The following is a 20,731-nucleotide window of genomic DNA, read 5'->3' as shown; positions in this document are numbered from 1 at the left end:
TTAATTAAGGAGTTAAGTATTAAAATTAATCGTTAAACTCGATCACTGCTCTTCCCACATTGACACAACTGCAGTCATGGAAAGAGTCAAAAGCTTGATTGATATACTCTAATTCAATACGATCTAACACAAGCTCATCCAATTTAAATTTCCCATCCAAATACATTTGTGCAATCATCGGGAAATCACGGAATGGCTGTGTGTCTCCATAAAAACTTCCTTTTAATATCTTCCCAACTCTATGAAAACCTCCCGCTGGAAGATTCAAAGTTTTTTCAGGATTAAATGCGCCAACGACAACGACAGTACCGCCTTTTCTCGTACTCTTCCAAGCACTTTCGGTCGCAGCAGTATGCCCCGAACAATCAATAGCATAATGAACGCCTAAACCTTTTGTCAGTTCTTTTAGCGCTGCTTCTACATCCACTTCAGCTGAATTGATCGTATGCGTAGCACCAAACTGTTTAGCAATTTCCAAATTGGCAGGTTTTACATCACAGGCTATAATCTTAGAGGCACCAGCTATATGCGCTCCTTGAATCGCATTTACCCCTACTCCGCCAATACCGAAGATGGCGACTGTAGAACCTGGTGTTACACTGGCTGCATTCACAGCGGCTCCATAACCTGTCGCCACTCCGCATCCGATTAAGGAGGCTTGTGCCAAAGGCATCTCATCCGGTAGCTTTACACATGCCATTTCGGGGACAACTGCATATTCTGCAAACGTTGACAATAAAGAGTTGTGGTATACTTGCTCACCATCTTTACTAAGCCTTGAAGTACCGTCAAGCAGCGTTCCTTCGAACATTGGGCCAAATGCCGACTCACATAAATGCACATCTCCTGTTACACAAAACTCACATTTCCCGCAATATGGAACCCAGCTCAAGGCTACTTTATCACCTGCTTTGACACTTGTAACATTTAAACCAACCGCTTCAACAATTCCTGAACCTTCATGCCCAAGTATAGTCGGTGTTGGGGTCGTTTGATCATTTAGAGCATTTAAATCACTATGGCAAACCCCTGTTGCTTTTATTTTCACCAGAACTTCATTCGCTTTTGGTTCACTTAGATCTACTTGTTGAATCGATAATGGTTTGCCCACTTCAGTCATGATAGCTGCTTTCATTTTCATTGTCGTATCCCTCTTTTTGTGTATTTTTTAATATGCGAACCAAATAGCTTTTGTTTTTGTAAATGCTTGTAATGAATGAATGGCATATTCCTTGCCCCATCCACTTTGCTTCAACCCGCCAAATGGACTTGCAAAGTCATAGCATCCATATTTATTAACAAACACCATACCTGCTTCAAGCTGATTAGCTACACGATGCGCACGGGAAGCATCACCTGTCCAGAGTCCTGCACCAAGACCATAAATCGTATCATTTGCTTTCTTGACAACTTCTTCTTCTGTTTCAAATGGGATGATGCAAAGGACAGGTCCAAAAATCTCTTCCTGTGCAATTTTCATTTTATTATCAACATCAGCGAAAATGGTTGGTTTAATAAAATAGCCCTTCGCATTTAATCCGGTTGTATCCCTTTCTCCTCCAGCTACAATTCGTGCTCCTTGCTCCCTGCCGTTTTCAATGTAATTTAATATTGACTCCATATGCTGTTCGGACACTTGTGCACCTTGATCACTTGCTGGATCGAAAGGATCGCCACACTTATAATTTTTAGCGTATTCAGCAATTTTCCCCACAACTTCATCATAGATTTCACGTTGGGCAAATAACCGGGTTGGTGCTGAGCATTTCTCCCCTTTATGTGTAAATAGCCCATAAAAAGAACGCTCAATCGCTGCATCTAAATCTTGGAAATCACTAAAAATGATGTTTGGTGACTTACCGCCAAGTTCTAATGTCACTGGTTTTAAATTGCTATCCGCAGAGTCGTGGATTAACTTTTTCCCGATATTTGTACTGCCGGTGAATGAAAGTTTATCAATATCCATATGACGGCTAATATAAGAACCAACCTCACCATCTCCAAGGACTAGATTAATAACTCCTTTTGGCAATACGCCTGCTTCATCAATAATCTCAAACAAACGAATAGCAGAATAGGAGGTTTTATCGGCTGGTTTTAAAATAACCGTATTCCCCATCGATAAGGCAGGTGATAGTTTTAAGACAGCCATTTGGATTGGAAAGTTGAATGGTACAATTTGTCCGCAGACACCGATTGGATCTCTCGTAGTGACGCTTAGGAAATTACCTTCTACTGGATTATTTTCACCATAATACTTATCAGTCCATCCTGCATAATATTCAAATAAATCCGCTGCTTCTTGCACATCATCGTTATAAGCTTCTGTATATAATTTTCCGTTATCAAGTGCCTCCAGTGTTGCAAGCTCTGCATGGTGCTCATGAATAAGCTTTGAGATTTTCAGTAAGGCCCTTCCTCTTTCCTTACGGCTCATTTCTTTCCATGAACCTTGTTCTAACGCTGCTTTAGCCGCTTGTATAGCTGCATCTACATCCTGTACTTCTGCTTGTTGAAAATCACCTAAAATTTCTCCATTAGCCGGGTTGATCGATTCAATCACTTTATTGCCTGAGCTATCCATCCATTTTCCATTGATATAAAGTTTTTTCGTTGTTTTAAGCCACTCATATGCCCACTCTAGTTTAGGCTGTTCAATTCCTTCAAACTGTTTATTTTCTTGTATCATGTGTCTAGACCTCCATTTTTTTTAGTAAGTTTTTAATAGATTCCCGATCATGCTCTAACATTAATTTAGAAACTGCCGAATATCCCAATCTCTCCTTCAATTCCGTGATGACTGGAATAAATGTATTGGAAAGCTCTGTACACCTTTCTTCATTGGATGCTATGTCCTTAAGGCATCGCTCCGTAAAGGAATGAGCAGAGTTCGTCAGCATTTGTAACCCATTCAATATATTGGCACCGGCCATTCCTTCAAAAACATTCAAATCAAGCTCACCATGTTCCAATGCTGCTTGAACGACCCGGTCGCACCCTAGGACTTGAAAACAGCTTTGAATCATCGTTTCAGGGATGACTGGATTCACTTTTCCTGGAAAAAAGGAAGAACCAGCCTGAACAGATGGTAAGGTAATTTCTGAAAATCCTGTTTCCGGCCCTGATGAAAGTAATCTTAAATCTTTGGCAACTTTAATTAGAGATGTTGCTAATAAACTTAATTGTTTCGACATGTGAGCCAAGTCATCGATGTTTTGCGCTGCATCAAATAAATTGTCACGCAGTTTTACATTCATAGTTGTGACTTCATGCAATTTCCGGATTACCACTTCTTTATATTTCCCCGACGCCCCTACACCATTTCCAATAACCGTCGCTCCAAGGTTAACAGTGAGTAATGATAGGACGGATTCTTTCAAAGAATGGTGACGTCTTTTGAGGACAGATGCAAAACCACTGAAAATCTCGCCCAGCTGAACACGCATCGCATCCTGTAGACAAGTTCTCGAAATAGTGGTAACCCCCATAAACTCTTGTGATTTTTTATCCATCGTATCGTGCATTTTTATTAATTCTTGATCCAACCGTTGAAATCCGCGTACGATTGCCAGCCGGATAGATGTATGGCATACATCAGATGTAGACTGGGAAGCGTTTACATGTTCTATAGGGTGAACTGGCGTATATATACCTAAAGATCCTTCTAAAGATTGATTTGCTAGATTAGCTAACACTTCATTAACATTCATATTCGTACCAATCCCACCTCCTCCATGTAAAATATCTACAATAAAGTGGTCATGATAATTCCCTTGAATTAACTGATTACAAGCGTTTACAATTGCGCTTCCAATAGATGGAGCTAAAATGCCAGCCTCCAGATTAGCTATTGTTGCCGCTTTCTTTACCATGGCTAGTGACACAATATATTCAGGATAATTCTTTAATAATTGACCCGAGAAAGACAAGTTCTTTACTGTTCTCATTGTTTGGATGCCATATAAAGCATTTTTTGGAATATCTACCTTGCCGAAGGTATCTCTTTCTGTCCGTTTTTCAAACGTTTCACTCTGACTGATTGAAATCCCTCCTACAAAACTTCTTTTATTCTATAAGCGATGTCATCGATGCAGCCTCTATTCTACAAGATGACCTACCATAATCGTTCTTTTGTTCATATAACGAACATAAAGTTCATATTAAGAACTTATTGTTATTATATGACCAGGTAATTTATCAGTCAATGACAATTAATGAATTTTTCTAAATATTTTTGATTAGGGTGAATTAAATGCCCCCTTTTTTCAAATTGAAATGATTGACATTCCTTTGTTCTCTTACGCTATAATAAAAAGATGGAAAATAAAAATCAGACCACAACTAAACAAACCAATAATAAAGAAAGTTCTTCTGTACAGGCCGTTGAACGTGCTTTATCGCTTTTGAAGTTTATCGGAGAAAGCCCCTCACCAATTTCAGTCGGTGATTTGGCAAAAAAAGCTGATTTGAATCGTACAACGGCCTGGCGTTTGATTGGCACACTCGAAAATCAGGGCTTTGTAGAAAAGGATCCTGTCTCAAAAGGGTACCAGCTCGGATATGCCCTTTATCGTTTAACTTCACAACATGATCCATATGGTTCACTTATACGAAGAGCTAGAAGAACGCTGGAAGATTTGAAAAAAGAAGTGGGGGAAACGGTTTTACTCAGTGTCCCTAAGCATGATGGGACTCTTACCATTGATCAAATAGATACCGACCATAGTGTTAGATTAGTCGACTATACCCATACCATGTCACCTTTACACTGCACATCCAACGGAAAAATTTTATTAAGTTTGCTACCCAAGAAGGAGTTGAATATTTTTTTAAAGCAGACTCTTACACCATTTTCCAAATATACAATTACTGATCCAGAAGAACTGCGCAAAGAACTTGATAAAATTTCCGTTCAAAAGGTTGGAACATCGATTGGTGAACTAGATGAGAATGAAAATGCCATTTCAGCTCCTATTTTTGACAGGAAAAAGAATCTAGTCGCTTTCATCACGCTAGGTGGTCCGAGTTTTCGCCTAACAGAAAAAGATCTCTTACTTTTAAGTGAGCGAATGCTAGAAGCCGCTAAAAAAATTGAAGAGCAGTTAGATTGAACTAAAAAAGGTTAAACAATCGCATTTAAAACAAAATAAACGATACAGCCAATTACTGATAATAAATGGCTGCATCGTTTTCTTTTTGTATGGTTTTCTCATTTCAATCCTTTAAACTGAAGATTTTTAATTTATTATAAAAGTTTGACAAAAGCTCAAATACGCAATTATAATTCATATATTCATATAACGCACTTAGAGTTCATATTATGAACATCGTTTATTCTCCACAATGAAAACGCTTCCCTCTATAAGCGGCTTCATATACACCTTTTTTCATCTATAAGTAACCGTCGAGGTCTAGCAGCATCACTCAGGAGGAGATTCAATGGAAAATAAGAATGTAGAACGTAATGATAATGTCGGTAGCCATACAATTAAATTAGATGATGCACCATTAAATAAATTCCATATTAAAATTGCAGGACTTACGTTCGGCGCACATTTCACTGACGGGTATATTTTAGGGATTATTGCATTTGCGCTATCCCTCCTGACACCGCAAATGGATTTGACTCCGTTTTGGATTGGATTAATCGGAAGTTCTGCTTTAATAGGGCTTTTTCTAGGCAGTTTGGTATTAGGATGGGTATCCGATTATGTTGGAAGGCAAAAAATATTTGTCTTAAGTTTCATCGTCATTACCACAGCATCCATTTTACAGTTTTTCGCAGACAGCCCCACAGAGCTTGTATTATACAGAATTTTGCTTGGAATTGGGCTTGGAGGCGACTATAGCGTAGGACACACGATGTTAGCTGAATTTTCACCGCGTAAACATCGGGGTGTTTTATTAGGATCATTCAGTGTGGTCTGGACGTTTGGCTACGTAGTGGCAAACTTGATCGGTATTCTAGCGGTTGACTCCGCTCCGGACGCTTGGCGGTGGATGCTTGCTTCATCTGCGATTCCAGCTGTCATCATTTTGGTTTTGCGAATGGGTACACCTGAGTCACCTAGATGGCTGATTAGTAAAGGCAGGGTTAAAGAAGCCAGGGAAATTGTCAAGAAACATGTCGGTCCCAATATAGTGCTTGATGATGAAAAACCTGTACAAACGAATAGCAGTTTTGCCACTTTATTCCGTAAAGATATAAGAAAACGAACGGCTTTCAATTGTATATTTTTCGTTTGTCTCGTTATTCCTTACTTCGCCATTTACACCTTTTTGCCAAGCATTCTAGATGCAATTGGACTGAGTGAAGGTTATGGAACCGATTTTCTATTAAATGGGCTGCTCATTATTGGTGCCCTTTTAGGTATTTGGTTTACGGTTAAATTTACTCGTCGAGGATTTTTGATCAGCTCATTCATGATATTGATCGTCACTCTTACTCTTTTAAGTGTTTTACCTAGCAGTGCAACAGTATTAATGATTCTTTCCTTTGCCATCTTCACCTTGATTATGTCTGCTGTCAGCAACTTGGTCGGCGTATTTCCAGCCGAAAGCTTTCCAACAGAGATTCGCTCTTCCGGCGTTGGACTTGCGACAGCCATAAGCAGATTAGGATCAGCAATCGGTACGTTCCTACTTCCAATTGGTATTGCAAGTATTGGAATTCAATTTACCATGCTTTGTCTCACAGGTGTACTTATTATTGGAGCAATTGTATCAGTGGCTTGGGCTCCTGAAACTAAATCACTATCGCTTAGTGAAGCAAGTAATAGTGGAAAGACCAATTCATAAGTATATAAACACCCTTTCCAACCAGGCATCAGGTGATTTTTTCGCTGGGCCTGGTTTTATTTCTTCTATTAAAGCAACTGCACCTTTCCTTCATTCTCTATTTGGGCATTTCGTTGATCATATTTTCTATGCATTTGCTATCTGAAACGCTCTACCTCTCTTACCTAAAAATTTACTGGCCATTCTCCCTCAATTCTCTCTTTTATCAAGTCCATCATTCAATATCTTCACTTGATGGCGGAAATATAGATAGAAAATGATCCAAATGATCAAATAGAATGGTATGAAAATCCCAATTCCAATAGCTAATCCTTTTAAGCTGAATGGAATCCACCCGACAAAGAAAGATAATAGGAAGTAAAGAATGCTGACAGTCAGGAAGTGCAGAATGGTTTGAGATAATAAACTCCATTTTTCATTTTCAAAGATGATTGTTGCCGTGCTGAAGAACCAGCCACAGCATAAGCAGCCTATCGCGTTTTTTACAAATATTTCACTGTCTAATGCTGTGACCTCCCCAAAAGCGATCACTCCAAAACACGTCAGCACCATCACGAGTGCCCCAAGGCAAATCCCAGCAAAGCTACGGAATAATAGTGTTTTCATCATAATCCCTTCCTTTTCCATTGAAATGCTTTCTTGATCCCTTGAACATAGTGGCGAGAAACATATTCTTTTTCTCCTGATCGGAAATACACACATAAGGTACCGTTGAAAGATGCCTCGAATCTGTTTAACTCATCCAAATTGGCAATCACTGACTTGGACAAACGCACGAATTGATTACCAGGAAGGTCCTTTTCCAGTTCATATAACCTTTCTTTCATTTCGAAAGTACCCTGTTTCGTCCGCACCATTATGGAATCTTGCTCTGTGAACAAACAGATAATTTCTTCTGCCCGGAAGACATGCTGCATTCCTTCTTTTCTACCAACAAAATACGGTCTTTTCCTCTCCTTCAAGCGCTCCATCAGCTCCTGCACTTCCTCATTCCATTCATGATTTCGGATAAGCACCTCTATCGCCTTGATCTCCTCATCTATCTCCACGTTTATTTTCATCTCTGCGACCTCCCTTTGCTTATAACGTAAGTATATTAATATCTAGATATTTCGCTTGTGATTTCCAGCTACATGCAACTAAATAGCGATAACATGCTTGAAATGGATACTCAGATACAATAAATAACCGTCCAATATTTGGACGGCCCCTTAATACAAAAAATCTTGTTCTGATTTTGAATCCTTTTTTATCATTCAGCTTACCATGGACCTGATCCAAGGGTCCGGATCACCCTTTACTTGTAAAAGTGCTTGGCATCACGACAGCGATTACCTCTCCACGGGCGCAAAGTTTATCGATGGCAAATACCTCTGTTTCGATTCTCCATTTCTTAGGATGAATCTCATGAATTTTCCCAACGGCCATTAATGGCACACCATTTGGAGTTGGCTTTACGAACTCCACTTTCAGTGAAGCTGTCACGAACCTGGGAGGCTCCACTCCATCTCCAACTTCATGCCCATTTTTACGATGCATTGCCAGTGCAGCTGAACCTGTTCCATGACAATCAATTAAAGAAGCAATCAAGCCACCATAAACAAATCCTGGAATTGCGATATGCTCTGGACGTGGTGTATAAATTGTCCTTGTTTGTTCGCCTTGCCAACCCGTTCGAAAATGATGACCCTCTTCGTTTAAACGACCGCATCCATAACACCATGCAAATTCATCTGGATAATCATCTTGAATCGCTTTTAGCACATTCTCCTCCATCAACTCTCCTCCTTTTTTCAGAATATTATAACATTAATGAGAGGGATTCCCAGATCGTTCATTGAGCTTTCAGCTTTATACTAACTGCAGAAATCGATAACATACATAAAAAGTTTGCAAGGATCCTTACTCCTTTTCTCGTTAAATGACAAAAGCCCCTGTAAGCAAAACAGCATTCAGGGGCTTTCATTTGAAAATATATAATTGTGAAGTATGTCCTCCATTGCATGATCTATTATTTTGTGGCAGGTTTACCTTCTTAAAAGTTAAGCCTTTTTCTTAAATCCCAATACTTGAATGTCATTTTACCCATTTTCGACTTCGAAAGTGAATCATATTTACGTCCAAGTGCCAGGTTTTGTTTTTCTAGCTTAGTAATTTGTTTCTGTTGGACTGTGTTCCGTTTTTTTAACTGCTTTACTTCTTTAACCAATTCTTTATTTTTCACTTTAATTTCATTGTTTTTATTATCGACAATTGCCCGTTCTTTCATTGAAATTTCCACATCTTTTGGTTTTAATTTAGGATTGCCATAGGTTTCAAATCCTATGGTTTTTACATATGGCATGTTTTTTTGAAAATTTTGTTCAAAGTTTCCATACCTTTTATCGATGTGGAAAAATGTATAACATCCAGCTTTTTCCGCTGAAATGATTTGACCATACCCAGACAGTTTAAACAGTTTTTCAACTCGTTTTATTTCATCAGGTATGTTTTTGACAATATAGGTGAAAACTTCGTCAACATTAAACGCTGCAGGCAATTTTTTCACTTTAGTTGATGGTGTATGCTTATTCAGTTCATCAAAGTCATCTTCATCAATATAAAACATATCTGCACTTTCATTTACATAATCTGTAATACGTTTGCTCCACAATAGTCCTTGCAGTTTTTTTATGGCTTCTGAAAATAAAAACTGCCTGCTGACCTGATACATTCGTTGTGCCGCAAACTCATATATATCCTTATTACATAGTGCTAATTTGACAGCGTCACGAAATTCCTTCTCTGTAACAGCATATAACGGGTAATCTTCGCCAAAAAGCTTTATATGCATTTTGGTTGGATTCATTATTACAGCCTTCCTTAATATCCCATACTCCAATAGCTTTGTAGACAGTTCCAGACTGCTGTCCATTTCCTCACTTCTCCAGGTTATTCCAATATCACTGTTCACGATTAATTGCTGGGCCTTCTCCCTTGTCAATGCACCGTACCATGTAAGACCTTCTGTATTTTTAAGAAGGTATGCAGCTTCTTCCTTAAACTGAGAATCATCCTTAACCCATTTGAATTTATCCCCCGCAACATCAAGTGAAAGATTCGGAATCTCGCGCTTTAATTCTTTAAAAGCAGTAATGATCGGAATGGTTTTCCAATCCGGGTCGAACTTTCCTGTATATACAAGTTTGTTTTTTAACAAGGTCTGCCCTTCTGCTGATTCAATGTTTGGTATCATCGGGGTAAGCAGGGAAACTTTGTTTTTTTCTTTATTCAAATTAAGAATATCAATGACAAATTCGCACATCTCTTCTGTTTGACATAAGAAATACGCACACTGATCATATATATTTTTGATGCTCTCAAATTTTTCTTCAGCAACATCCTGACCTATGTGAGTCAATCCTGTAGCATAAACTAACGTATTCTTTATGATATGCTTATGCTTAGCTATTTTTTCAACAGTCTCAATGCTTCTAACAAATAGCCAATCATATCCCTTTTGACTCCAATAATGAGTTATAAGCATTTCAGCTATATCAAAATCAATGACACCTTTTTTTACCCATTCATCATCGGTGGCACTGAAAAAAGGATCAACAAATGGATTGAGAATGGTTATATTATCAAATTTCTCAAGAGGCTGAATTAAGATATCACGTTTGACCGGGCTAGCTAGAAGTAAGTCAACTTCGATGTTGGGATCTAGGGCAATGGTCGATGCTAAGGAAGATAAAAATACTGCAGATCCATCCATTGAATTCATGTCAATAAAGCCAAATAGAAGTACCTTCATTTTTCTGTTTTCAACTAGTTCATGTGAATTCAAAGTTTTCACTCCAATGACTGAAATCTGATATGAATCTTCATTTTTTTATTTGTTCTTTAATAGATGATTTAAGCGCAAGATATTTTAACGTGAATTTCCCTGCATATGTAACGTTGAATTTGTGTTCTAATAACTTAAGTCTTCGTAATTCTTTGTTAAGCTTTTTATTTTCTTTTTGGGCCATCTTACTTTTTTCTAATTCATCTCGCAGCATATTGTTTTCTTTTGTAATGTTCTCAATGATTTTTTGTTTTTCCATGCCATTGCTCTCTATGAGCTCCAATGTCATGGACATCATGTCTTTCATTTGTAATTCGAGTTCCTCATACATAGTTTTCCAATATTCGTTTCGTTCGTCCATATTGAAAAAACTCCCTTCCATTAACCTTGGATAATCTCCAATTCTCTTTTAATAACAACATCTACCGCGCATTTTTCTCTAATCGACTGAGAAGTTTGTTTTGACACTCTTAAAAATACGTCCGGGTTGTAATATAAGCGCTCTATTGCATCAGCAATTTCGATAGGAGACTCAGGTTTTGTTAGAAGGCCAGTAACGTCATGTTTTACGAATTCCGGGATTGCCGTAATATCTGTTGAAATCGGCACTAGCCCGCTCGACATTGCCTCACACATTGAAACCCCTTGAGAATCCAAACGGGTCGGGCAAAGGAAAATTCCATACTCCTTATGTAATGCAGCGATTTGATCCTGAGATAGGAAACCTTTATGAATCGTTACATTCCCAAAATCGCTGATTGGCTCAACGGTTTGATCGAATAATTTTCCATCACCATAAAATGCAAATTCCAACTTATCGAAGTATGGTCTCTTCGATAGTTCAAGAACTGCTTTCACCGATAAATCATTGGCGTATTTTCGCGAAGCGTATGGCCTGATTGAAAGGACTTTTGTCCGCATTTCAACTGGCTTTTCAACAAAAGTAAAGAGATTGTCATCTATTACATTAGGAATGATTACTGAATTTTTCGATTCTGCTCTTGCATCACATTCCGCTATATGTTCCTTGAACCATTTGGAAATATGAACAAAGGTTGTATTCAACTCATTCGTTTGATAAAACCAATTCATGAAAGAAAGCTGTGCTACATAATAGTCGTCTGACATTTCAAGTATCTTCCGCAAGCTTTCAGGGCTTTCAAGAAAATTAAACCACCTTCTATGCCATGCCTCCGTTTCAAATCCATGTATCCAGGTAATAATCGGTAGATCTGTGTTCGTTTCTTTTATCGCTTGTACCATTTTGGGATTAACAAAATGAATGAGAGCTTTTTTATGAACTTTATGATTTAAGAAAATGCGCAGATGCTGTTCAGTTCCACGATAAACAGGCACATCTTCATACGTATACTTTTCAGCCTTTTTATAGGCAGGATGCAAAACAAAGACATCAACCTTCAAACCCTCATCCAGATAAGCCTTGACTCTTCGGTGGATAAACCCATTCCGATATAACTGATCTTCATGTGGATAAGCATTCGTAATGATTACATATCTATCTTTTTCACTAAATGTAAGCTCATATAGATTTATAGATTCCTCCATTTTGGTTCACTCCTACTATTCAGTCATCTTCGATCGGCCTGCTACTTATCTGTAAATGAAGGATTTTTAAGCTACTCTTTTCCAATCACCTTTAAAACCGTCAACCGATTATAACAAACATGTATTACTGAATATTGACATCAATATGAGAATTCTGTAAATAAAAGTAAAGTTTACATGAACTTTTATAGGCTTTTGTAAAGTTTCATTCATGCATGACTGGGTGCATCAGTAATAGCATGAAGGTGTTATAAACAGCAACATAAAGAAGGAGGGCGTTCCATTTAGCGGAAACGCCCTCCTTCATATACACGAGTGTATGTTAAGTCTAATGAAAGTTTAGGGCATAAAGCCCATTTCAAGAAGTTTTAATCAGTTAAAAAAGTCCACTATCCCCCCATAACTTGTCTACACCATTACAATAAATATTCATACTATATTAGAAAATGAATTGTCTAAAAAAAATGAGGTGCGATCTTACATGATACCCATAGATGATGGTAAATTATTAATTTCATGCTGCAATCATAAAGGCGGTCTATATGTAGTCCAATTTAAACAACAACAATATGAAATAAAACAGATTTTAAATGTTGGATGCACAGGCATTACAAAATACGGCAGCTCTTTTGTTGTAATTTCCAATTCTCATGGAATCTTCATTTTGGATGAAAACTTAAAGATTATTAAGAATAAGGCTTTATCTACAGAATTAGATTTACATGGTGCAGCAATAGATAATGATAAAGCTTATATTGTTGAAACTAAAACTAACTCAATTGGTGTTTATGATTTGGAAAACGATTTGGAAAGAGTGGATGAAATTAGATTTTCACCTGAAAATGACGATGTTTGCCACGTCAACGATTTGTATATAGCAAATGAAAAGCTATACGTATCGATGTTTTCATATCCTCAAAGGAAAAATTTTTTTTCCTTTGCAAGTTATTTCCCTAATAAAACAAACCACCAAGGTGTGATTCTTGAATATTCTTTACAAGAAAGAAAAGTGGTTAAGATTTGTCATGATAAATTACTTAAACCTCACAGCGTATTTCATTATGATAATAAGCTGTATTATTGTGTTTCAGGTGAATTCCTAGTAAAAAGAAATGAGGAAGATATTTTTAAATGCCTTGGATATACTCGCGGTTTAGCAGTTAGAAATCAAACGATGTTCATTGGGCAAAGTGAGAGTAGGCACATACCGGTTTTATTAAAAAAACACACGAACATATTACTGGATTGCGGGATTTATGTTCATGACCTCTCTACGAAACTTTCATCTTTTATCCATATACCTTCTGAAGAAATTTATGGAATATTGGTTATTTAAAAACAGTGAAATCATATTTATCTCATAAGGAACTCTTTCTTTATTCACTTGAACAGTCAGTGAACTTTTTTCTACCTTCAAGAATTATTCAAGCATGTTTTTGAAGAAATAGAATAGAATCGAAAAAAGACCAATTTGCTGAAGAGAGTGATATAGATGGAACCAATTACCTTTAAAGCATTTGCAATCACTAATGAAATCGATTTGAACAAAATCGCCATTCATTGCGGCATACCAAAAAAATTCACCTGGGAAGAGCCTTTAATCCTTAAAGGCGATATTCTAAGTTCCATCCTTAATAAACATGTGGACGAATCACAGCAGGTGCTGGTTTTTTCCTTTGGCAGCATTGTCTTCATCAATTACTCACACGCGAATGAGATTAAGGAATTTTCATCCTTTATCCATTCTTTCGAGCCGGTTATTGATCTCGACAATTTAGATAGATATACAGACGATTACAGCCTTCACTTCAGTGAAACTGAAAGCATCAATTTTACAGACGAATATGTAGTTGTGCCTAAATATGAATTTTTTTACCCTGAATTAATTTCCACCATTCTCGCCAAATCGGTGGCACTTGAAAAAACTGAGGAACAACTCGGAAAAATTCACGACAAGCTCGAAGCCATGATAGACCGACTGGAAAAAGGCAAGCTGAGAATCGGTAATAAGGAACTAGCGAGGACGACTGCCAAAATCGTACGTCACGAGTATAATACCCTAGCGTACATCATGATTCTGGACAAACCTGATATTACATGGACAAGCAGCATTGCCGGCGAATTTTATGACAGCATGCTAGATTTTTTTGAATTGAATGATCGGTATAAAATCCTGAAAAGTAAAACCGAAATTTTATATAACATTATGGATGGGTTTTCTAACATCAGCCATTCGATCAGGGGACTATTCGTTGAATGGATCATTGTAATCCTCATTGTCTTTGAGATCGTTCTGACGATATCAGAAATTGCAGGATGGATTCCATGAATTCTGAATCATATCGTTTGGAATACATTCTAAATAAGCATCGTTTAAGTGCTTCAGACTGTAGACAAATCCAAAAAACGGGTTTGCCTACAGTTTTTTTCTTTGAAAAACGTTCCCATTGATTTCAGAAATCCGTTCCCTTTCCGTGGACTGTCCAATTCCTATGTTTTCTGATAATCATCTCATGGGAGTCTGTTTTTCTTTTATCTTACTCTCCCGAAGAATTTCATTAGTTTAACCCAGAGCAAAGTGGAAAATAAATTCCTCCCCTTCTTCCCCATTGAATCTGTATCCTTTATCAATGAATCCAGCTTTTTTATATAAATTTATCGCTGGATCATTCGAATGATGCACGGTTAGAATAATCTCATCTTTATCTGGATGGCTTCGTTTGATCATCTCAGGCAACACTTTTAAAGTCTTAAAAGCTAGCCCCTTTTTTTGATGGCGCAAATCCAAGGAGAATGATTTTAGAAGAATCGCATTCTCATTACTTGTATATTGATTTCCCGCTTTATCCGTATATAAGGCAAAACAACCAATCAAATCCTCATCTAAATAAATGACCATGGGGAGGTTATATTTATCCTTCCTGAAGTCTTCGATAACTTTCAAAGGTAAAGAAGTATAGATTTCTTGTTCTATAGGTAAACAATAATTGCTCAGCGCCTCATAGTCATTTTCCATAAAAGGTCTAATAGTTAATCCACTCATCATCGCACCTCATTTTTACATATCTCATAAAGCCATATTAACAGAGACTAAAGTTTTAAAACCCACTGCAAACAATAATTTCTTAGAAAATTCATTCAAAAAAAGGAATGGCTTTGTTTACCATTCCTTAGACTGTAGAAAAACGAGTTGTTTACACATTTAAAAAACGATCCAGCTGGTTTCATAACCATTAAGGATAAACTTGTCTTATTTTTTGAAAATCATGATGTTAAATCATTCAGACGCTGATAATTCACTTTCCGTTACCCATTTATGATTCTTCACTTTTTCTCCTCCCGCAGTCGGTGTGAAATCGACCATATAAACAGTCGTTTTTTCAGCAGATTCAACTTCAGCGACAGCCCCGTTCATTCCTTCCATATGAGAAGCATCTACTGTAATCTCCGCTCCTGGTTCATATGTTTTCTCACCTGCATCTTTGATTTCTTCGTGAATGATCCATTTATGATTTTCAACTTTTTCTCCGCCAGTTGCAGGCGTATACGAAATTGCATAAGCAGTCGTATCAAAGGCACCCACTATTGTTGCTTCCGCGCCCTTCATGCTTTCCATATGACCTGATTCGATAATCGCTTGACTTCCAACTTCATAGGTTGGATTTTCTGCAGCTTTTAATCCTTCTGGAACATCACCCGTGCTAGAATGGTTCATGCCCATTTCACTATGTTCCTTTTCTTTTTTTTCTTCTTTGTTTTTATCATCGCTGTTGGAACATGCGCCAAGGACTAAAAACAGGGCTGCTACTAATGATAAGATGATAGGCAATTTTGTTCTTTTTTTCATATTGAATAAAACCTCCCTTATGATTACATCCATCTTACCAATTAAATATGCAGAAAATATGGAGTACACTCGTGGCAAAAGAAAGGAAGCCTCCTACTTTTTTTATGGGTAGTCCTGCTTCCATTTAAGCGTTCATTAGCCACCACAATCGCCATTTTTATCGCTATTCGACTTTTCTTGAAGAATTTTTTTGAATTGCTCTTTCGTAACATCCGATTTCATTGCCAATCGTACTAGTTCTAGCCATTCGTCAGGAAGGTTTTCATCAAAACCCTTCATATCATCATCTCTTTCTTTTTAGCTTTAGTTGATTTATCTGTTTGGGGCAAGGTTCAATATTGAGTGTATTTTTCCACGTGAAACTATATTCCGAATATCATTATAAAATATCTCAAGCGTCCATACGGATTTTAGGTGTTAAATTTAATAAGTCTTTACATTTACATATAAGGCCTCAATGTTTGTTATCTAATCAGGGGAACTCCCCATTCTTCTATATATATATCTTTAATAATAAAAGTGAACAGCATGCTATCGGGAGTGGTTTAACAGAAGTAAAAAGAGATGGTTTATTGATAGAGGTTATTTGAGGTATTCAATACTATCGGATCTTGCTTGGAAACCAAGCAAGAAGGACTTTGCTAAAAGTCCTTCTTATGTTCAGTCTCCAAAGCTGATTGTTCGATTTTTTGCATGATATGTGATAGGTTCCTGGAGGCATGTTTTGTATAATCCCTGCCTATGGATTTGAATAATCCTTTCGCTATTCCTATTAATATGATTTTGGTATGACCATCCGAAATCATGGACTTATTAGGGAAACTTGATTCAGCTTGTGCACCGCCAATCTTATTAGCCGTTTCCTTAATAAAATCAATGATTTTAATTTCCTGTATTTTTCCTTCGATATCGGTTTTATAGATAATTTGATTTCTCCAAAGCTTAAGCTCAATCCTCTGTTTTGTATAATCGAAGATGTCTTCCGTAATATGAACGTTGCTCATTTGAATGGAGTCTTTAATAGGATACAATCTTGGATTAGGATTGATTTTCTTTATTAAGGATTGATCAATCGTGACCTTTTCCCGCTTTATGCGCGTATTTTTCGTTTCACCTAAAATCAGCCTTAACTGTCCGGCAATTATATTATTGAATTCTTCTAATCCAAAGAGCTCAACAAGCATTACGCTATATTCCAAAATGGTGATCGCTTCATCGAATTTTCGTTTAGCAGCAGCATTCGATCTAGTAAAAACCAATCGATTCTTCCTCTCCATATCCTTCTCACCCCACTGAATTCAAATCTATTTAGTGAATAGTAAAAACATCCAGTTGATTTCATCCGGAGCCTTTTTTGGCCGTTCTCGATTTTTTTCGTCCTTAACAGCACTTTATCCGGCCATTCTCGGACTTATTCGACCTTCAATGCACTTTATTCGACCGTTCTCGGACTTATTCGACCTTCAACGCACTTTATTCGACCGTTCTCGGACTTATTCAACCTTCAACGCACTTTATTCGACCGTTCTCAATTGTTTCTTCCTTATACCTGCGCGGTCTCGACAATCATTTTATTCATAAAAAGACTGTCGAGAATGGACAGTCTTTCGGTATGGACGCCTTTGATATTCATTCCCTTTCCACTATCTATCGAAGTGCTGTTTCATTAACTCTTTAAATCGTGTTCCATCTATTTCTTCTTTCGTCACTTTCCCATCATCCCACCGTGTAAAGGATGTATCAGTTAAAGTGATGTTCCCGTTGTTTGTCAAACGGGTGATTAACGGATGCTTATTGAATGGCGATTGAGGATTTTCCCTGATGATCGTCTGGACCTCATTAAGTTCCGCTATATTTCCGACGGGTTTTGAAGAATCGAAAGCATACCCTATTCTCCAATCGCAATCTTTATGTTTCAGTTTTAATTCAAGGATATGATCTCCATGGTCCGTACTTTCTTTTTTTATTCGGAATTCACCATTTTGGGAAACGACCGTTTCTCCGTTCAACGGAACTGGTTTTAAAGGCAGATTCCCGCCAAAACCCGTATCGATCAGATAGGTTTGGCCCTCATGGTTCAATAGAATGGTAACATGGGTCCTTCCTATGGTCATCCACCCCTGATTATAGATGACACCTCGAACCAAGAATACATCAAAGTCATTTTCCTTCAGGAAAAAATAAAGGGCTGCATTCAATTCATAGCATAATCCCCCCTCATTCCTCACGAGGACTTTGTCCATGATATTGGCTTTATTGATATCACTTAGATGGGATGCCATGATCGATAAGTTTTCAAACGGAATGGTTTTCGCGGTTTTATCCAGAATTTCATCTATTGTCCCAAAAGTCAGTTTCACATCTTCCTGGAGCCCTATTCTTTTCCTGAATAATGCATTCAGTTCATTCATTATGATTCCCCCATTTTAACAGATACCAATGAAGAGCATCTTGACTTTGTATATATTCATTATACTTTGCACATATTTCATTCTTCAACGATATGCCATTAACAAAACCCACATTCCACCTTTTCCTTATGAAGCTCCATGATATGAGTCCGCCAATGTCGCAATTCTGGGCAACCTTCTCCATACATGCTTCGAAGCTGTTTTCTATAATTATTCATTTACCTGTAAGATGATTTTACCCAAATTCTTATTTGCTTCCATATGTTCATGCGCCCTTTGTACCTCTTCAAAAGGGAAGACATGATCCACGATTGCCTTGATTTCATGTTGGAGGAACAACGGCATGGCCTTTGTAACGAATTCTTCCGTTAACTCTTTTTTATATTCATCACTCCGAGGAGTTAATAGAGTGCCTTTTAATTGAACTCTTTTTAAGAGAAGTTCCATCAAGTTCACCTTCTCGACTACAGTTCCTCCTAGAATCCCTATCAGTACCCATCGTCCATCAGTTTTTATGCTTTTAAGGTTTTTCTCCCAGTAAGAAGCACCGATGAAATCCAGGATAACATCCACTCCTTGATTATTTGTAGCTTTCATTACTTCCTCATCAAAAGATTGTTCTTTATAATTGATACAGATATCCGCTCCTAATGAGTGACAGAAATCCAATTTTTCCTTTGAACCGGCTGTAGTGATGATCTTCGCTTTTGTCAGTTTTTTTGCCAGTTGGATAGCTGCTGTGCCTACACCGCTTCCGCCAGCATGAATCAATACCGTATCTTGATCCGTCAATTCACCTAACCAAAACAAGGTTTGGTACGCTGTCAAGAATACTTCAGGAATCGCTGCCGCTTCTTCAAATGACAAGTCATCCGGGATCTTCATCGCTCTATCAGCCGGCATCAAGGCATATTGAGCATAACCGCCGCCATTTACAAGGCCCATCACCCTTGTCCCTATTTGTATAGTTGCACCTTCCCCTGTTTCCACCACTTCCCCAGAAACTTCAATCCCCAATATTGGATTGGCCATATAACCGGATTTCCCTTCTCGTGAAACAATATCCGTTCTATTTATAGCAGAGGCCTTCACCTTAATTAATATTTCCCCTTTTCCGGGCATGGGCTTGGAAAAATCTTTAAATAGTAATTGTTCTGCTCCACCCGGTTCTTTAACTACCACTGCTTTCATTTGTCCCACTCCTTACTATTAAATTAGTGACCACACTTTTAAAATGGTTTGTCTTGAAGTTGGAAACTATGCTACTCCAAAAAATATCCACAAGCAAATAATTAGGTTTTGTAAACATGTTGATAGAATAAAAAAAGCCGATGACCCTTTCGGGGCCATCGAGCTTTTTTGAAAAGTTTCTATTACCTTTTATTAAGTGATTGACTTCTATCCAGGTCATGATGCAATTGTGGTGCCGGAACCTTAGGGGTAGGAATCTGCCCTTTTGCAACTGGTTCAGCTACATAAACAAAATCTCCTGTACCATCTGGGGCGCTACCTGTTGCCCACAGTCCGTCTGCTGATTCATTACCTTCTGACAAGTTCCAGAATTCGTACGCTTCAGGTTGAGATTCCATTTCCGCTTCCGGTGGGAATGACGAGGGAACGACAACACCATTTTTTTCTTCAAGTTCTGCAATTGCCGCCATCCATTGATATTGGTGGTAACGATCACGGGCTAACATTTTACGGAAGGTGGCACGTACCGCCTCATCTTTGGTCATATGATATAAACGGGCCACTTGAAGGCGTCCTTGGCTTTCAGCATGAAGATTCGAACGCATGTCCGCTAATAGATTTCCGCTGGCTACAATATAAGATCCGTTCCAAGGCACCCCATTCGAGTTGGTTGGCAGTCCCCCAAGACCGCTTACGAGCAAATGCTGGGGATTGATTCCACCCATGATGGCTGCTGTTGCAGGATCTTTTGCGGCTTCTGCTTGATCTTCCGGAGAAGCGCCATCAAGCAATTGACTAATGAGCGAACAAAGCATCTCTACATGTCCAATTTCCTCTGTACCGATATCCATCAGCATATCTTTGTATTTTTCTTCTCCACGGCAGTTAAAACCCTGAAAAAGATATTGCATCATGACAGTCATTTCCCCAAACTGTCCACCTAACACTTCCTGAATTTGACGGGCAAGCATCGGATCTGGTCGATCTACCTTAACTTCAAATTGCAATTCTTTTTGATGGCGAAACATAGTAACTCCTCCTTTTTTTATATGATGTACGGTTTTTTATTACCCGCCTGTCCACGCTCGAAAC

General features: G+C 38.0%; 20 protein-coding genes. 4 read left to right on the top strand and 16 right to left on the bottom strand.

Annotated elements, in window-relative coordinates; translation table 11 throughout:
• Window positions 1-25: 25 nt before the first annotated feature.
• Genes ACFVS1_RS00310 through ACFVS1_RS00300 form a run of 3 tightly spaced genes read right to left on the bottom strand, consistent with a single transcriptional unit; the run spans window position 26 to window position 3,980 of the window.
• Window positions 26-1,141 carry a Zn-dependent alcohol dehydrogenase gene (locus ACFVS1_RS00310; protein ID WP_387544618.1) on the bottom strand — a complete coding sequence of 372 codons (1,116 nt, stop codon included), beginning with the start codon at window positions 1,139-1,141 and terminating at the stop codon, window positions 26-28.
• Between the two features lie 27 nt (window positions 1,142-1,168).
• On the bottom strand, window positions 1,169-2,689 hold the full coding sequence (locus ACFVS1_RS00305) for an aldehyde dehydrogenase family protein (protein ID WP_387544617.1): 1,521 nt from the start codon (window positions 2,687-2,689) through the stop codon (window positions 1,169-1,171).
• A 4-nt stretch (window positions 2,690-2,693) separates the two neighbouring features.
• The gene (locus tag ACFVS1_RS00300) at window positions 2,694-3,980 is read right to left on the bottom strand and encodes a lyase family protein (RefSeq protein ID WP_387549137.1); all 1,287 of its coding nucleotides are present in this window, start codon (window positions 3,978-3,980) and stop codon (window positions 2,694-2,696) included.
• Between the two features lie 336 nt (window positions 3,981-4,316).
• Here ACFVS1_RS00300 and ACFVS1_RS00295 point away from each other — a divergent pair, with 336 nt between their 5' ends.
• The gene (locus ACFVS1_RS00295; protein WP_387544616.1) at window positions 4,317-5,111 is read left to right on the top strand and encodes an IclR family transcriptional regulator; all 795 of its coding nucleotides are present in this window, start codon (window positions 4,317-4,319) and stop codon (window positions 5,109-5,111) included.
• A 328-nt stretch (window positions 5,112-5,439) separates the two neighbouring features.
• Window positions 5,440-6,798 carry an MFS transporter gene (locus ACFVS1_RS00290; protein ID WP_387544614.1) on the top strand — a complete coding sequence of 453 codons (1,359 nt, stop codon included), beginning with the start codon at window positions 5,440-5,442 and terminating at the stop codon, window positions 6,796-6,798.
• A gap of 189 nt (window positions 6,799-6,987) precedes the next feature.
• On the opposite strand, the gene ACFVS1_RS00285 is transcribed toward ACFVS1_RS00290, so the two are convergent.
• From ACFVS1_RS00285 to ACFVS1_RS00260, 6 genes are all read right to left on the bottom strand, one after another.
• Entirely contained in the window at window positions 6,988-7,404 is a 417-nt protein-coding gene (locus ACFVS1_RS00285; RefSeq protein ID WP_387544613.1) for a DUF3021 domain-containing protein, read from the bottom strand.
• Entirely contained in the window at window positions 7,404-7,859 is a 456-nt protein-coding gene (locus ACFVS1_RS00280; protein WP_352925663.1) for a LytTR family DNA-binding domain-containing protein, read from the bottom strand. Before ACFVS1_RS00280 ends, ACFVS1_RS00285 begins: the two co-directional genes overlap by 1 nt.
• 229 nt (window positions 7,860-8,088) lie before the next feature.
• The gene (locus ACFVS1_RS00275) at window positions 8,089-8,574 is read right to left on the bottom strand and encodes a PaaI family thioesterase (protein WP_352925661.1); all 486 of its coding nucleotides are present in this window, start codon (window positions 8,572-8,574) and stop codon (window positions 8,089-8,091) included.
• 259 nt (window positions 8,575-8,833) lie between these two features.
• A complete protein-coding gene (locus tag ACFVS1_RS00270) occupies window positions 8,834-10,624 on the bottom strand; it encodes a glycosyltransferase family protein (RefSeq protein WP_352925659.1) in 1,791 nt (596 codons plus the stop codon).
• Window positions 10,625-10,661: 37 nt separating this feature from the next.
• Window positions 10,662-10,985, bottom strand: a complete 324-nt coding sequence (locus ACFVS1_RS00265; RefSeq protein ID WP_352925657.1) for a hypothetical protein — start codon at window positions 10,983-10,985, stop codon at window positions 10,662-10,664.
• Window positions 10,986-11,005: 20 nt separating this feature from the next.
• A complete protein-coding gene (locus ACFVS1_RS00260; RefSeq protein ID WP_387544612.1) occupies window positions 11,006-12,190 on the bottom strand; it encodes a glycosyltransferase family 4 protein in 1,185 nt (394 codons plus the stop codon).
• Between the two features lie 481 nt (window positions 12,191-12,671).
• On the opposite strand from ACFVS1_RS00260, the gene ACFVS1_RS00255 reads away from it, so the two are divergent.
• Together ACFVS1_RS00255 and ACFVS1_RS00250 are read left to right on the top strand one after the other, a co-directional pair.
• Complete coding sequence (locus tag ACFVS1_RS00255; RefSeq protein ID WP_387544611.1) at window positions 12,672-13,526, top strand: DUF4915 domain-containing protein; 855 nt, start codon at window positions 12,672-12,674, stop codon at window positions 13,524-13,526.
• Window positions 13,527-13,682: 156 nt separating this feature from the next.
• Window positions 13,683-14,519, top strand: a complete 837-nt coding sequence (locus ACFVS1_RS00250; RefSeq protein ID WP_387544610.1) for an RMD1 family protein — start codon at window positions 13,683-13,685, stop codon at window positions 14,517-14,519.
• Window positions 14,520-14,753: 234 nt separating this feature from the next.
• Here ACFVS1_RS00250 and ACFVS1_RS00245 read toward each other — a convergent pair whose 3' ends face one another.
• From ACFVS1_RS00245 to ACFVS1_RS00215, 7 genes are all read right to left on the bottom strand, one after another.
• On the bottom strand, window positions 14,754-15,233 hold the full coding sequence (locus tag ACFVS1_RS00245) for a GNAT family N-acetyltransferase (RefSeq protein WP_387544609.1): 480 nt from the start codon (window positions 15,231-15,233) through the stop codon (window positions 14,754-14,756).
• 234 nt (window positions 15,234-15,467) lie between these two features.
• Window positions 15,468-16,037 (bottom strand): YdhK family protein, encoded by a 570-nt coding sequence (locus tag ACFVS1_RS00240; RefSeq protein ID WP_352925648.1) that lies wholly within the window; start codon window positions 16,035-16,037, stop codon window positions 15,468-15,470.
• A 135-nt stretch (window positions 16,038-16,172) separates the two neighbouring features.
• On the bottom strand, window positions 16,173-16,316 hold the full coding sequence (locus tag ACFVS1_RS00235; protein WP_352925646.1) for a hypothetical protein: 144 nt from the start codon (window positions 16,314-16,316) through the stop codon (window positions 16,173-16,175).
• A 362-nt stretch (window positions 16,317-16,678) separates the two neighbouring features.
• Window positions 16,679-17,314 (bottom strand): hypothetical protein, encoded by a 636-nt coding sequence (locus ACFVS1_RS00230; protein WP_352925644.1) that lies wholly within the window; start codon window positions 17,312-17,314, stop codon window positions 16,679-16,681.
• A gap of 366 nt (window positions 17,315-17,680) precedes the next feature.
• Window positions 17,681-18,448 carry an arylamine N-acetyltransferase family protein gene (locus ACFVS1_RS00225; protein WP_387544608.1) on the bottom strand — a complete coding sequence of 256 codons (768 nt, stop codon included), beginning with the start codon at window positions 18,446-18,448 and terminating at the stop codon, window positions 17,681-17,683.
• A 210-nt stretch (window positions 18,449-18,658) separates the two neighbouring features.
• A complete protein-coding gene (locus ACFVS1_RS00220) occupies window positions 18,659-19,639 on the bottom strand; it encodes an NAD(P)H-quinone oxidoreductase (protein ID WP_387544606.1) in 981 nt (326 codons plus the stop codon).
• 182 nt (window positions 19,640-19,821) lie between these two features.
• Window positions 19,822-20,667 (bottom strand): manganese catalase, encoded by an 846-nt coding sequence (locus tag ACFVS1_RS00215; RefSeq protein ID WP_387544604.1) that lies wholly within the window; start codon window positions 20,665-20,667, stop codon window positions 19,822-19,824.
• Window positions 20,668-20,731: the final 64 nt, after the last annotated feature.

Origin of the sequence: Peribacillus sp. NPDC058075 (assembly GCF_042885195.1) — a bacterium.
In the GTDB taxonomy this organism is placed as follows: Bacteria; Bacillota; Bacilli; order Bacillales; family DSM-1321; genus Peribacillus.
Note: the sequence above shows the minus strand (reverse complement) of the source record. Positions and strands in the feature narration are given on the sequence as shown.